Origin of the sequence: Streptomyces triticagri (assembly GCF_003429565.1) — a bacterium.
Taxonomy (GTDB): domain Bacteria; phylum Actinomycetota; class Actinomycetes; order Streptomycetales; family Streptomycetaceae; genus Streptomyces; species Streptomyces triticagri.
Genome location: NZ_QUAK01000079.1, coordinates 32,155 through 44,554 on the forward strand (window position 1 = coordinate 32,155; position 12,400 = coordinate 44,554).

The window sequence follows — 12,400 nt, forward strand, 5'->3', positions numbered from 1 at the left end:
CAGGGCGAATCCACGGGATCCGTGCGCGGGTGGGGAGGGGGTGAGCGGTCGACCGGTCGCAGGGTTGGGCATGAGGGGCTTCCTTCTCGCCATGGGGCACGACTTGTTACAGGCGCCATGCTCTGTAACCATCGACGGCAGCGGAAGGAGGCACTTTCATGTCACGCAGTCACACGGATGTGTCCGACCAGGTCAGCGGCCGGGTCAGCGGTCGGACGTCCGGCCAGGTCAGCGGCCAGGCGTCCGACGAGGTCATGGATCGGGTGTCCGACCGGTTCGCGCACGAGGCGTGTCCGCTCACCGAGGTGCTCGACCGCGTCGCGGGGAAGTGGAGCATCGGGATCATCGTCGCGGCCGCGCAGGGGCCGATCCGCTTCACGGAGCTGGAACGCACGATCGCGGGCATCAGCCGCCGCATGCTGACTCTCAACCTGCGCCGGCTCGAGCGCGACGGCCTGCTGGTCCGCACCGTGTATCCCACGGTCCCGCCCAAGGTCGAGTACAGCCTTACGCCGATGGCCCATGAACTGCACGCGACCCTCTCGGGCCTGGTCGGCTGGGCGGAACGCCACCGCGCTGCGATCACGGAGGCCCGGGCGAGGTACGACGAGGCGGTCGGGGGCGGGGTCGGGGTCGGGACGACGGCACCCTGAGTCCGGGCTCGGCCGCCCCGCTGCCTGCACCCGCCCTTCACCGGGGCAGGTAGGACGTGGCCAGGGCGGAGATGGTGGTTTCGTCGGGGAGGTGGGGGTGGCCGGTCAGGGTGGACGGGTTCAGGTGGTGTGCGCTGGGGGTCATGGCGATCAGGTCGGCCGCCTGCTGAGGGGTGAGGGGAGTGGTGTACTCGATGTGCCGGGTGTCGACGGGAGTGAAGTAGGGGCCCAGGCTCCGGGCGAGACGCTGTTCCTTGCCGGGTTCGACGGACACCATCTCGGGTACGTGGGCGCGTAGTTCGGCCAGGTGCCGGTCGGTGGGGCGTACGACGATCAGCCGGCCGGACGCGCGCAGGATGCGATGGAACTCGGCCGGGTTGCGCGGTGCGAACACATCGAGGACGACGTCCACGGACCGGTCGTCCAGCGGGAACGGACGGTACACGTCCCAACTCGCCGCGGCCGCCCGCTCATGCGCCCGCGCCGCCGAACGCAGCGCCCGCACGGAGGTGTCCAGGCCCAGACCGCGGGCGCCGGGCAGCTGTTCGAGTACCCCGCGCAGGTAGTGGCCCGTACCGCAACCGACCTCCACGACCGCGCCGCCGTCACCGGCCGGCGCATCGGCCGCGAGCCGCACCGACTCCCGCCGTACGGGCTCGTACCTGCCGGTGGCCAGCACTCTCGCCCGTGCCGCCACCATCGCCGCGTCGTCACCGCTCGTCGCGCGTGCGCCCGTCAGGAGACTCACGTACCCCTGCCGCGCGATGTCGTACGTATGCCCCGCCGGGCAGCGCAGCGCGCCGCGGACGGGGCGCAATCGGGCGCGGCACACGGGGCAGTGCAGTGCGTCCAGGAAGGACGCGAGGGCAGGGGAAAGCGACGGCGATGCAGCACACATGAGGCACTCCTGGCCACGGTGAGGGAAGGGGACCGTGCCTGCACGCCCGACGATTCACCGACGCTCAACAGGCACACCGAGGAGGGCGACGCCACCCGGCACCGCCCTCGACCCTTCGCGCTCACACGTCCTGAAAGTGCGGACTCCTCATACCTGCATCGTACGGCGACGAGGACTCCGGGATCGGGCCCGCGGCACACTCCTCGTCGTAGCGCGAAGAGGGCCCTTCCTGTACGGCTACTTCGTACGGCACAGGGGCTGAGCGGGCCGGCGGGGGCGGGAAACTCGATGGTGCGGGTGCCGGCACCGTGCTGGAGTCGGGGGATGGATCACGACGATGTGCTCGCGCTGTTCGATCGGCAGCTGCGGCGGGATGTGCGGGCGGACAGCGTCAGTGCGCGGGTGGAGCGGGACGGTGCGGTCGTACGGCAGGTCGGGGAGCCGCACGATTGGAACGGGGTGCTCTGGTCGGACGTCGACGAAGCCTCTGCGGATCGGGTGATCGCGGAGCAGGTGCGGTACTTCGGTGCGCTGGGCCGGGAGTTCGAGTGGAAGGTGTATGCGCACGATCGGCCCGCGGACCTGGGGAAGCGGTTGGCGGCGGCCGGGTTCGAGGCGGAACCGGAGGAGGCGGTGATGGTGGCCGAGGTGGCGGACCAGGCCGCCGAGGTCGCGCTGCCCGAGGGCATTCACCTTCGTCCGGTGACCGACGCCGCCGGGGTGGATCTCGTGACGGAGGTCCATGAGCAGGCCTTCGGTACGAGCAGTGCGCTGCTGCGGCGACGGCTGCTCGAGCAACTCGCCGCGGACACCGGGACGTTCAGCATGGTCGTGGCGATGGACGGTGATGTGCCGGTGTCGTCGGCGCGGATGGAGGTGAACGAGGGGACGGAGTTCGCGGGCCTGTGGGGTGGCGGCACGGTCGCCGCGTGGCGAGGGCGGGGCCTCTACCGTGCCCTGGTCGCCCACCGCGCCCGCCTCGCGGCGGACCTCGGCCACCGCTACCTCCAGGTGGACGCGTCGGACGACAGCCGCCCCATCCTGCAGCGCCTCGGTTTCACACTCCTGACCACCACGACTCCGTGTGTCCGCCGGCCGGATGCGCAGGGGCGGCGGGTGGCGGGTTAGTTTGCGGGCCTGCGGGCCAGGAGGCAGGCCCGGGGTCTGTCGGCCCGGCCACCGGGCTCCAGTTCCAGCCTTGCGGTGACTGCGAGGCCGGCCTCTTCCAGCAGACGGACCGTGCGGTCCAGGGGCAGGAGGTACGACTCGTAGGTCACCGGACGGCCGTAGCCGTGGGTGGGCTGCAGGTGTTCGTCGCCGACGTAGTCGCCCCAGAGCAGGTGGCCGCCGGGTGCGAGAGTGCGGTGGAACTCGGCGAACACGTCCGGCAGCCACTGTGGGGGTGTGTGGTGGGTGGAGTACCAGGCCAGGATGCCGCCGAGCTCGTCGTCCCCCGTCGGCAGTGCGGTCATCGAGCCCTCGGTGAACCGCAGATCCGGATATGCGCGCCGGGCCAGCGCGATCATCTTCGGTGACAGATCGACGCCGAAGGCGGACACGCCAAGGCCGGCCAGGTGAGCCGTCACCCGGCCGGGGCCGCATCCCAGGTCCGCGACCGGCCGCACCCCGGCCGTCCGTACGAGCTCGGCGAACGCCGCGAGCATCGCCCGTGACAGTGGATCCATCGCGTCCGGCGCCGGGACGCGTTCGAGGTAGTCGGCGGCGACCGTGTCGTACGACTCGCGTACGGCGTTCAGAAAGGAGGGCTCCGGCACGTGGGCGACTCTAGACCAGAGGTTGTTCCCGGAGCCGAGGCCTCTACCAGCCGGTCATGACCGTGCCGAGTGCCAGTGGTGCGGCGACCAGGGCCACGAGTTTCGTCCACAGGCTGTGGGTGCCGTCGTGGCGGGTCATGCGGCATACGGTGAACGCGGCGACGATGCCCAAGGGGAAGAGGATCGCGGCGGATTCGTCCACGGAGGTGCGTGTGCCGCCCGTGTGGGCGGCGGCCCATGAGCCCGCGAGCCCGACGACCATGGCGAAGAACACGGCGCCGGCGCTGAACCACTCACGTTCCATGAACTCGACGAGTTCACCGAAGGGTTCGCCGGTCCGGCGGCGCCTCCGTACAGCCGTCACGGCGAAGGCGGCCATGAGAGCGAGTCCTGTGCCCAGGAATGCCCAGCGCAGGAGCGTGGCGAGTGATTCCATGTCGGCCGTCCGCCTAGAGGTTCTCGAGGAACGTGGTCCAGGTGGTGGGGGTGATCGAGAGGTGGGGTGCGGTGGGGGCTGCCTTGGAGTCGCGGATGTGGATGGTGGTGGGGTGGGTTGCGACCTCTACGCAGTCGCCTCCGGCGTCGCTGCTGTAACTCGACTTGCGCCAGTCGTAGGCGATCTCTACGCAGTCGGCTCCGCCGCTGTCGCTGTAGCTCGACTTGAACCACCGCAGAGTGCTCGTCATGCCTGCTCTCCTGCCAACTGCTCGATGAGCCGGACGGATTCGTACGGGTCCAGTGCCTGTGAGCGGATCTTTGCATACCGCTGCGCGTATGTACTGACCTTTACCGGGTCGCTGATCAGCAAGCTTTCGTCCTGGGGCTCCAGGTAGACCAGGTGATCGTGCCCCGGCGTTTCGACCAGCTTCATTTCCCCGCGTACGCCTGCGTGTTCGCCGTGGCGGCCACGGTCGATGGGCAACACCTGGATGGTGACGTTGCGCTGCTGGGCGTATTCGATGAGTTGGTGGAGCTGATTGCGCATCACCGTGCTGTCGCCGATGGTGCGGCGAAGTACGGACTCTTCAAGGACGAGCTCGATGAGTGCGACCGGAGTTCGTGAGAAGAGAGCCTTGCGTGCCATGCGAGCATCCACGAGTTCGCGGATTCGTGTCTCCGGGAGGGGTGGAAATCCGCCGCCGATCAGAGCTTGAGCGTAGTCATCCGTCTGGAACAGGCCGTCGACTACGAGTGGGACATAGGACGACAACGTGACCGCCTTCTGCTCCAGCAACGCGTAGTCCTTGAACTGCGCCGGATACCTGTCCAGCCGTACGAACTCCCGCGCAGACTCGAAGATGCCGAGACCCCCGCCGATCGCCTCCTCCAAGGCGACAAGCATCTGGTCGCTCGCCGGTTGGGCGCAGGTCTCCATCGCGCTTACGGCGGCGGCCGTGAAGCCGATGCGGTCGCCCAACTCGCGTTGGGACAGGCCCTGTTCGGTGCGGAGTCTGCGGGCCATGCCCGCGACGTAACGCGTGCCGGCGCCTGCCGTGTGCTTGTTCTGCGCCCGCGCCATTGCGGTCACCCCCGGGCTCGACGGGTCTCGACTCTGACTCAACCGAAATCAACCGGTCACAACCAGGCCGCAGTCCACCTCAACCACCCGACGCAGTTGATCCGCAGCCCTGGAAAACGCTAGCTCGACCTGCGGAAACTGACCCCATGAACACGGAAAGTGACAGACCGTATCCCGCTTGGGTGCCGGCGCGCGGGTTTCAACTCCGTAAGGCCGGCGTGCAGTTCGATGCCGTGCGGGTGGACGGGGACGACGGGCGCGCGCTCGCGGACGGGCTTGCGAGGCTCACTGCCGGTGATCCGGGGCCGGTCGTCGAGGAGGCGAACGGGCGGCGTTCGGTGTATTTCCTCGTGCCCCCGGCGAGTACGGCCTACCGCCCCTGGCCACCCGACGTCACCCGCCTCACCTCGGGCCCCGGCCGTATCGCGTACATCCCCGTGCCGGCTCTCAACGGCTGTACGTGGCCGCTGAGTTGGCGACACCGTCCACGCGGCGGCGACCTCGTGCACACTCAGCTCTTGCGCAGCGCGTTGTTCGCCCGCTGAGACTGAGGCGGTCCCGGAGAGCCGTCGTCCTCGGCGATGAGGCGTCGTGCGGTTCGTTCCGCCGTCCCCCGTGCCCACCGCCCCGAGGTGACCGCGCCGAGTAGCAGCACTGCGACGCCGCACCCCGCGAGGATCCACCAGGCCGTGCCCTCGGCGTCCGCGAAGCCCTCGTACGAACCGCTGCCGGCCGCCGCCGAGGCCATTACCGCGCCCACCACGGCGACCCCGAGCGAGGAGCCGATCTGGCGGCTGGTGGAGGCGACCGCGGCCGCGACACCCGCCTGGGCGCGGGGCATGCCGGAGACGGCGGTGTTGGTGATGGGGGCGTTGACCAGGCCGAAGCCGATGCCGAAGAGGACGTAGCCGGTGAAGAGCACGCCGAGGTGCAGGTCGGGGGATGCGGTGAGGGCGAAGAGGACGCCGGCCGCCGTCATGCCCGTACCCGCGGCGAGCAGCGGGATGCGCGGGCCGCGGGAGCCGACGATGCGGCCGGAGAGCGGCGCGAAGATCAGGGTCATGGCTGCCATCGGGAGGAGGTGGAGGCCCGCGTCGAGGGCGTCCATGCCGCGTACGTCCTGCAGGTGGAGGGAGGTCAGGAAGAGGAAGCCGCCGAGTCCTGCGAAGGCGCAGACCGCGATACCGGTGGCCCCGGCGAACGGCGCGCTGCGGAAGAACCGCAGGTCGATGAGGGGTTCGGGGTGCCGTGCCGCGTGGTGCAGGAAGCCGATCAGGGCGAGCAGGGCGAGGGTGGCGCAGGAGAGGACGAGCGGGGAGGCGAGGCCGTGGCGCGGGCTCTCGATGATCCCGTACGTCAACGACACGAGCAGGACGATCATCAGGAGCTGGCCGACGGGGTCGGGGCGGCGGGCGCGCGGGGCGCGGGACTCGGGGACGTAGCGGGTGGTGAGGAGGAGGGCGGCGAGGCCGATGGGGACGTTGACCCAGAAGATCGCGCGCCAGCTGCTGAGGTCCACGAGCAGGCCGCCGAGCACGGGTCCCGCGGCCATGCTGAGGCCGACGACGCCGCCCCAGACGCCGATGGCGCGGGCGCGTTCGCGGGGGTCGGTGAAGGTGTTGGTGATGATCGACATGGCGACCGGATTGAGCATCGAACCGCCGACGGCCTGCAGGGCTCGGGCCGCGACGAGCCAGCCGAGGCCTGGGGCGAGGCTGCAGAGCAGGGAGCCGGTGACGAAGACGGCGAGGCCCCAGCGGAAGACGCGGCGGCGGCCGATGCGGTCGGCGGTCGCGCCGGAGAGCATGAGCAGGGCGGCGAGTACGAGGGTGTACGCGTCGATGACCCACTGCAGGCCGGAGACGGGCGCGTCGAGGTCGCGGCGGATGTCGGGGAGGGCCACGTTCAGGGCGGTGGTGTCGAGGCTGACGATCAGCAACGACATGCAGCAGATGGCCAGGACGAGGAGGTTCCGGCGGCGGGTGGGCGTGGGCACGGGGCGTCGTACCTCCTTCCGCGCGCGGGATGTGTTCAGCGTACAACTGCCTGCTCGGCGTACGGCCGTGTGCTTGGCGTACGGCCGCCTGCACTGCGTACGACTGTCTGCTCGGCGGTGCTGCTCGCCGGCCGCCCGCGACATTGCGCTTCCTAGTACGGTCGAGTCTTCACAACCCGGCCGCCGGTCCGCGGCGCCGTCGGGGTCACGGGGGAGGTACGGGAAGATGGCTGGTCAGCAGGAGCTTCCGCTCTGGTACAGGACGAATCATCGGCTCATGGGCGTGGCCGGCTACTTGATCGTGTTCGGTCCTGCGATGGCGTTCCCCGGGGTGTCCCTGCACGCCGCCACGGTCTTCGCGATCCCCGGTGCCGTCATCGCCACGATGGGCCACGGATTCGCCAAGCGCCGCTACGAGACCGTCCACGACCTGGACACCGAGGGCAACCCCCGCGACTGGAGCCGGTACGAGACCGAGTGAGCCGCGGCCCGGTGGCCCGTGCCCGGTGGCCTATGAGCCGGTCCGGCGACCCCAGGCCGACACCATCGGTGCCGTGGCCAGGTCGAGGGTGCCGGAGGCGACGTTCGCCAGGTGGCGGTCGATCTCCTGGTCCGTGGCGAGGCCTTCGGACACCAGGAGTCCGCGGATGTGCCGTACGGTCGCGGCCTCCAGGACGGCGCACGCGGGCGAGGTGATCGGGAAGTAGGCGTCGGCCCGCACACCGTCCAGGCCGGCCGCGCGGAGCAGCCCCGGCAGGGTCCGCCCGTACGCGAGGTCTGCGCCGCGGCCTGCCATCAACTCGCGGAAGCCGGAGCGCAGTCGGTTGGCGAGGCGTTGTTCGGGGCCGGTCTCGTCGGGGCAGAGGAGAGGCTGCAGGCCGGGGTCGGCGTCCTCCAGGAGCAGGGCGCCGCCGGGGCGCAGCGCCTGGACCATGTTCCGCAACGCCCGGGCGCGGTCGGTGACATGGACGAGTACGAGCCGGGCGTGCACTAGGTCGAAGCCTCCCGGCGGTGGCGGGTCCGCGGCGACGTCGTGGCGCAGCACCTCGATCGTGCCGCCGGCCGCGGCCTCCCGCATCCAGGACACGTCGATGTCGGTGGCGACGACCTGCCCCGTGTCCCCGACCCGCTCGGCGAGCCCGCGCGGCACGGACGGCCCGCCGGCCCCGACCTCCCAGCACCGCATGCCGGTGCCGATGCCGATCTCGTCGATGTGCCGGAAGGTGACGGGATCGAAGAGTTCGCTCAGTGCCCCGAAGCGAATCCCCGCCTCCGTCTGCTGGTTGTCCAGCAGATACCCCTGATCCGCCGCCTCTGAGGCCGCCGCGTGCTCGCTCATACGGCGATCCTGCCACCAGCCGTTGCGGTCTCCCGCCGTTGCGGTCGCCAGCCGTTACGGTCTCCCGCCGTTCCGGTCGGCGGCCCGGGCGGCCGCGGAGGGGATCACTCGCACGGGTGAATATCGCCAACTGGCGTCTGTAAAAGCTCAGTTCGAGCTTGCGTCGGCGCCTTTGCGGGGGCATAGAGTCACGCCTGACAAACGTTGCAGGAACTGCAACGCGTGGAATCGCGTGGAATGCGGCGCCGAGTTCGACCTCGGCCCTCGAACCCGACTCCACGCAACAGATTGCCCCCGCGGTGCGCCAACACCCGGGGGCTCGACACCAGGAGCAACACCTCCCGATGCGGATTCATCGTACGTCGCCCGTGCGCGACTTCACCATCTTCGCCAACGCCCTTCTTCGTGACCGACGCCTCTCCTGGTGTGCGGTGGGCGTACTGACGTACCTCCTGAGCCTCCCGGACGGGGCGCGCGCCACGATCCGGTCGATGGCCGAGCAGCGCAAGGAAGGGCGGATGCGGATCGCCGCGGCCCTGCGTGAGCTGGAGGAGTGCCGGTATCTGCGCCGCGACGTCCACAAGGACCGGGAGTCCGGCCAACTCTCCACCGTCTACGAGGTGTTCGGCACTCCGTACGACGATGAGCCACGAACGGGTGACGGTGAAAAAGTTCAAAACCTGGCCTCCGGCGACGAGCCGCCCGGCGTGTCGGGCGCTCTCCCTTCGGGAGAAAGAAGTGGGAGGAAAGAACCTCCCGCCCCGCCGAGTCCGACGCGCGACGTCGACACCGAGCCGCCCTCCGGGGCGGATCAGGCGCCCTCGACGGCTGGGGCGCCGGTGTCTGAACTGCGCGGCAGGGCGGCCCGGTTGCTCGCCTCTCTCGCCCGCAGCGAACCCCGTCTCTCCCTTGCCCCAGCCGAGGCGCTGCGGCTAGCGCCGCTCGTCGAGGAGTGGTGGGCGGCCGGGGCGAGCAGCTCCGAGGTGCGGTGCGCGGTGACACAGGGGCTGCCGCCCCGGGTCCATTCCGCGGCCGCCCTGCTCGAGAACCGGCTGCGCCGCAAGATGCCCACACCGCGCGGGCGGACCCTCGCCGCGCCGGCGCCACCGGAGGGCGCCGTGCGCACTCCCGGCGCCGAGGCCTTCCGCTCCGCGGCCCGTCGCGGTGCGGTTGCGGTGCGGGCGGCGCTGGTCGGGGGGCTGGTGGGGGCCGGCTGAGGCGCGGCTGATCCATGACTTCCGGCCCGATTCCGGGCCGGTCACCGGAAAGATCCACAGAAAGGGACGTGCCATGACCGTCACACTCGAACGCCCAGCGGCGGTATACCCACGGTATACTGAGCGCATGGCTGACACGACGATCAAGGTTGACCGCGCGGTGCGTGACCGCCTCCTCGAGCTGGCGCGGGAACGCGGCATGACGATGCGGGACCTGGTCGCGGAGCTGGCCGGGGCGACGCCGACGCAGGATGAGCTGCGGGCGCGCTACGAGGCGACCAAGGCGTACGTCGAGGAGCACTTCCTCGGCCGGCCGTACACGGAGGAGGACGAGGCGGCCGGCGAGAAGGCCTGGGCCGATGTGGCGGCCGGGCGCCTGGGGGAGATCCAGTGAGCGACGAATCGACGTACCCGTGGCCCCGTGCGATCGTCCTGGACGACACCGCGGCGTTGGCGCTCGGCGGGGGCAACCGCATGGTCTCCCGGTTCGTGGTCGAAGCCGAGAAGGACCCGACCCTGCACGTCTACATCCCGGTGATGTGCCTCGCGGTGGCCGAGCGTGAGCGAGCCGGGGTCGCCGAGCATGTCGGATCGTTGCCCTCCGTCGACATCACGGAGATGGGCTTCGACGCGGCCGCGGCCATGGGTAAACGCGTCCGGATCGAGGCCGGCCGCGCCGGAGCGGACGACTGGGGCGGCGCACACGCGCTGCACCTGGGGCTGCCGTCGGTCGAGTGGCCGCGGGGTCGCCCGATCCTGACACGTGAGCCCGGGCGGTACCGCGGCACCGGCGTGCGGGCCGTCCGGATCGAGGGCTGACCGCTCTTCCGGGCAGGACGGGGTCGGATCCCCGGCCCGGCAGTGGCCCCGGCTCTCGCCGGGGCTACCGCACCCTGTTGAACGTGATCTCCTCGTTGTCCTCGTCCGTGGAGCTCTTCAGGCCGAGTTTGTTGGAATCGGTCGGGGCGAGTTTGACGCCGAAGGACGGGGTGGGTTTGCAGGCGTTCTTCGGGGTGGCCTGCTTGATGGCGGCCGGGCCGAGGATGAGGGCGCCGCGATCGATGAGGAAGAGCCGGGCCTCCGAGACGCAGGTGCGGTCCTCGGTGTCCGTGGAGAGGCGGGCGACGGGGGTGCCGGCGCGGCCCTGCTTGAGCTGGAGCAGGACGGGGACCTTCTTGCCGTCCTGCTTCGTGGTGGTCCGCCAGCTTCCCGCATAGCCGTCGGGCAGGGCCTTCTCGCCGCCTTCGGTGCTGCGCAGGGCGCCGGACTCGCCGTCGACGGCCGCCCAGCGCATCGTGCTGTCGCCGACGGCCTGCAGTGCCGCGCCCGGCGCGGTGCCGCACGCGTCGCGGGTCGCGCCCGCCGTGTCCTCGGCGGACTCGCCCTTGGGCAGGCCCAGCGTCAACTGCCCGTCCACAGAGGTGACATACGCGGTCTGCACGCAGAGCCGGTGCTCCTTGGTGTACGTGGTGAGGTGGGCGAGTACGGGCTGCTCGCTCTCGCCCTTGTCTTCGTCCTCGTTCTTGATGATCTCCACGCGCTGGATGTCGCCCTCGCGCTCGCCCTCGCGGATCGGTCCGTACCAGGATCCGAAGTACTTCTCCGGGATGTCGGAGGCCGTGGGCATCTTGTCGGTGGGCGCGGTGGCGCCGGCCGTGGGCGGTACGGGGCCGGCCTGGTCGGACGGGGAGGGCGAGCCGGACGGGGACTTGCTGCCGGTGTCGGGGGTGGAGCCCGCACCGCCGGTGCCCGCGGTGTCGCCGGAGTCCTTGTCCTGGCCGGCGAGGTTGAAGGCGAGCAGCCCGCCGCCGGCCAGTACCGCCACCGCCACGGCGGCGGCGAGCGGCGTGAGCCACTTGGGGCGGGAGCGGGCGGGGGCGGCCGGCGGGCCGAATCCCGGTGTGGGGGAGGGGGGTTGGTGCTGCGCCACCGGCGGTGTCGGGGGTGGTGCGGGCGTCGGCGCGGGTGGCGGCGTGGGTGCGGCCGCGTGCTCGGACGACGCGTCCGCGTCGAGGAGTTGGGCCGCGTGCCGGCCGAGGCTGTGCAGGAGGGTGGCGGGGAGCCAAGGGCCGGAGACCTCGGAGGGGGTCTCCGTACGGGTCAACAGGTCGGCGACGGAAGGGCGTTCGGCCGGATCCTTCGCCAGGCAGTCGCGTACCAGCGGGAGCAGCGAGTCGGGCAGGCCGGTTAGGTCCGGCTCCTCCTCGGCGACCCGGAACAGCAGCGCGTGCATGCCGATCTCCGACGTGCCGAACGGGGCGAGCCCCGTGGCCGCGTACGCCAGGACGGAGCCCAGGCAGAAGACGTCGCTCGCCGCGCCGATGGGCCGGCCGCGGACCTGCTCCGGCGACATGAAGCCGGGGGAGCCGACGATCGCGCCGGTGCGGGTGTGCACTCCGTCGGCCACGGTGTCCACGGCGCGTGCGATGCCGAAGTCGATCACGCGGGGGCCGTCGAACGTCAGGAGCACATTGGACGGTTTGAGGTCGCGGTGGATCAGTCCGGCACCGTGGATGGCCTGCAGTGCGTGGGTGAGGCCTCCGGCCAGGGTGCGTACGGAGTCGGCGGGGAGCGGTCCGTGGTCGGTGCGGACGACCGTGTGCAGGTCCGGGCCGGGGACGTAGGCGGTGGCGACCCAGGGGGTGGGGGCGTCCGTGTCGGCGTCCAGGACGGGAGCGGTCCATTCGCCGCCGACGCGGCGGGCCGCCGCGACCTCCTGGGCGAACCTCGTCCGGAATTCGGGCTGTTCGGCCAGCTCCGGCTGTACGACCTTCACGGCGACCGTGCGGCCGCCCTCGGAGCGGGCGAGGTAGACGCGGCCCATGCCGCCTGCGCCGAGCCGGCTCAGGAGCCGGTAGGGGCCGATGTGGGTCGGGTCCTCGGAGGTCAGCTGGTCCATGGGGGCAGTCTGGTATATCCGGTGGGCGGTGTCGCGGGCGTTGTGTTTCGTTACCCAGGCATCGGCCTGGCGGCCTCGTCCTCAAGCGCCGGACGGGCTTGATG

General features: G+C 71.0%; 15 protein-coding genes. 7 read left to right on the forward strand and 8 right to left on the reverse strand.

Annotated features, from left to right (window positions below; translation table 11 throughout):
- Window positions 1–158 precede the first annotated feature (158 nt).
- On the forward strand, window positions 159–653 hold the full coding sequence (locus DY218_RS14665; RefSeq protein ID WP_407703624.1) for a winged helix-turn-helix transcriptional regulator: 495 nt from the start codon (window positions 159–161) through the stop codon (window positions 651–653).
- Between the two features lie 37 nt (window positions 654–690).
- On the opposite strand, the gene DY218_RS14670 is transcribed toward DY218_RS14665, so the two are convergent.
- Window positions 691–1,551, reverse strand: a complete 861-nt coding sequence (locus tag DY218_RS14670; RefSeq protein WP_128556457.1) for a putative RNA methyltransferase — start codon at window positions 1,549–1,551, stop codon at window positions 691–693.
- A gap of 324 nt (window positions 1,552–1,875) precedes the next feature.
- On the opposite strand from DY218_RS14670, the gene DY218_RS14675 reads away from it, so the two are divergent.
- On the forward strand, window positions 1,876–2,679 hold the full coding sequence (locus DY218_RS14675; protein WP_128556458.1) for a GNAT family N-acetyltransferase: 804 nt from the start codon (window positions 1,876–1,878) through the stop codon (window positions 2,677–2,679).
- Here DY218_RS14675 and DY218_RS14680 read toward each other — a convergent pair.
- Genes DY218_RS14680 through DY218_RS14695 form a run of 4 tightly spaced genes read right to left on the reverse strand, consistent with a single transcriptional unit; the run spans window position 2,676 to window position 4,845 of the window.
- Window positions 2,676–3,326 (reverse strand): class I SAM-dependent methyltransferase, encoded by a 651-nt coding sequence (locus tag DY218_RS14680; protein WP_128556459.1) that lies wholly within the window; start codon window positions 3,324–3,326, stop codon window positions 2,676–2,678. The genes DY218_RS14675 and DY218_RS14680 overlap by 4 nt on opposite strands.
- Before the next feature lie 43 nt (window positions 3,327–3,369).
- Window positions 3,370–3,762: a hypothetical protein gene (locus tag DY218_RS14685; RefSeq protein ID WP_128556460.1), complete on the reverse strand. Its 393-nt coding sequence runs from the start codon at window positions 3,760–3,762 to the stop codon at window positions 3,370–3,372.
- Between the two features lie 13 nt (window positions 3,763–3,775).
- Window positions 3,776–4,012: a DUF397 domain-containing protein gene (locus DY218_RS14690; RefSeq protein WP_128556461.1), complete on the reverse strand. Its 237-nt coding sequence runs from the start codon at window positions 4,010–4,012 to the stop codon at window positions 3,776–3,778.
- Window positions 4,009–4,845: a helix-turn-helix domain-containing protein gene (locus DY218_RS14695; RefSeq protein ID WP_128556462.1), complete on the reverse strand. Its 837-nt coding sequence runs from the start codon at window positions 4,843–4,845 to the stop codon at window positions 4,009–4,011. The genes DY218_RS14690 and DY218_RS14695 overlap by 4 nt, the downstream gene beginning before the upstream one ends.
- Window positions 4,846–4,991: 146 nt before the next feature.
- Between DY218_RS14695 and DY218_RS14700 the strand changes: the two genes are divergently transcribed.
- On the forward strand, window positions 4,992–5,390 hold the full coding sequence (locus DY218_RS14700; RefSeq protein ID WP_128556463.1) for a hypothetical protein: 399 nt from the start codon (window positions 4,992–4,994) through the stop codon (window positions 5,388–5,390).
- Here DY218_RS14700 and DY218_RS14705 read toward each other — a convergent pair.
- On the reverse strand, window positions 5,357–6,841 hold the full coding sequence (locus DY218_RS14705) for an MFS transporter (protein WP_199566732.1): 1,485 nt from the start codon (window positions 6,839–6,841) through the stop codon (window positions 5,357–5,359). The genes DY218_RS14700 and DY218_RS14705 overlap by 34 nt on opposite strands.
- A 226-nt stretch (window positions 6,842–7,067) precedes the next feature.
- Here DY218_RS14705 and DY218_RS14710 point away from each other — a divergent pair, with 226 nt between their 5' ends.
- Window positions 7,068–7,322, forward strand: coding sequence for a hypothetical protein (locus DY218_RS14710; protein WP_128556465.1), 255 nt, complete (start codon window positions 7,068–7,070; stop codon window positions 7,320–7,322).
- Window positions 7,323–7,352: 30 nt separating this feature from the next.
- On the opposite strand, the gene DY218_RS14715 is transcribed toward DY218_RS14710, so the two are convergent.
- Window positions 7,353–8,180, reverse strand: coding sequence for a class I SAM-dependent methyltransferase (locus tag DY218_RS14715; RefSeq protein ID WP_128556466.1), 828 nt, complete (start codon window positions 8,178–8,180; stop codon window positions 7,353–7,355).
- Window positions 8,181–8,524: 344 nt separating this feature from the next.
- Between DY218_RS14715 and DY218_RS14720 the strand changes: the two genes are divergently transcribed.
- The 3 genes from DY218_RS14720 to DY218_RS14730 all read left to right on the forward strand — a co-directional run bounded on the left by DY218_RS14720 (window position 8,525) and on the right by DY218_RS14730 (window position 10,216).
- Window positions 8,525–9,397, forward strand: a complete 873-nt coding sequence (locus DY218_RS14720; protein WP_128556467.1) for a hypothetical protein — start codon at window positions 8,525–8,527, stop codon at window positions 9,395–9,397.
- 127 nt (window positions 9,398–9,524) lie between these two features.
- Window positions 9,525–9,791, forward strand: coding sequence for a hypothetical protein (locus DY218_RS14725; protein WP_233521599.1), 267 nt, complete (start codon window positions 9,525–9,527; stop codon window positions 9,789–9,791).
- Window positions 9,788–10,216: a PIN domain-containing protein gene (locus DY218_RS14730; RefSeq protein ID WP_128556469.1), complete on the forward strand. Its 429-nt coding sequence runs from the start codon at window positions 9,788–9,790 to the stop codon at window positions 10,214–10,216. The genes DY218_RS14725 and DY218_RS14730 overlap by 4 nt, the downstream gene beginning before the upstream one ends.
- Before the next feature lie 64 nt (window positions 10,217–10,280).
- Here the strand turns inward: DY218_RS14730 and DY218_RS35720 are convergent, their stop codons facing one another.
- Entirely contained in the window at window positions 10,281–12,296 is a 2,016-nt protein-coding gene (locus tag DY218_RS35720) for a serine/threonine-protein kinase (RefSeq protein WP_325052000.1), read from the reverse strand.
- Window positions 12,297–12,400 lie beyond the last annotated feature (104 nt).

What these genes read in the sequence shown, in the direction of transcription:
- DY218_RS14665 (WP_407703624.1), top strand. Translation starts at nt 159, where the DNA reads ATGTCACGCAGTCACACGGATGTGTCCGACCAGGTCAGCGGCCGGGTC.
- DY218_RS14670 (WP_128556457.1), bottom strand. Translation starts at nt 1,551, where the DNA reads ATGTGTGCTGCATCGCCGTCGCTTTCCCCTGCCCTCGCGTCCTTCCTG.
- DY218_RS14675 (WP_128556458.1), top strand. Translation starts at nt 1,876, where the DNA reads ATGGATCACGACGATGTGCTCGCGCTGTTCGATCGGCAGCTGCGGCGG.
- DY218_RS14685 (WP_128556460.1), bottom strand. Translation starts at nt 3,762, where the DNA reads ATGGAATCACTCGCCACGCTCCTGCGCTGGGCATTCCTGGGCACAGGA.
- DY218_RS14690 (WP_128556461.1), bottom strand. Translation starts at nt 4,012, where the DNA reads ATGACGAGCACTCTGCGGTGGTTCAAGTCGAGCTACAGCGACAGCGGC.
- DY218_RS14695 (WP_128556462.1), bottom strand. Translation starts at nt 4,845, where the DNA reads ATGGCGCGGGCGCAGAACAAGCACACGGCAGGCGCCGGCACGCGTTAC.
- DY218_RS14700 (WP_128556463.1), top strand. Translation starts at nt 4,992, where the DNA reads ATGAACACGGAAAGTGACAGACCGTATCCCGCTTGGGTGCCGGCGCGC.
- DY218_RS14710 (WP_128556465.1), top strand. Translation starts at nt 7,068, where the DNA reads ATGGCTGGTCAGCAGGAGCTTCCGCTCTGGTACAGGACGAATCATCGG.
- DY218_RS14715 (WP_128556466.1), bottom strand. Translation starts at nt 8,180, where the DNA reads ATGAGCGAGCACGCGGCGGCCTCAGAGGCGGCGGATCAGGGGTATCTG.
- DY218_RS14720 (WP_128556467.1), top strand. Translation starts at nt 8,525, where the DNA reads ATGCGGATTCATCGTACGTCGCCCGTGCGCGACTTCACCATCTTCGCC.
- DY218_RS14725 (WP_233521599.1), top strand. Translation starts at nt 9,525, where the DNA reads ATGGCTGACACGACGATCAAGGTTGACCGCGCGGTGCGTGACCGCCTC.
- DY218_RS35720 (WP_325052000.1), bottom strand. Translation starts at nt 12,296, where the DNA reads ATGGACCAGCTGACCTCCGAGGACCCGACCCACATCGGCCCCTACCGG.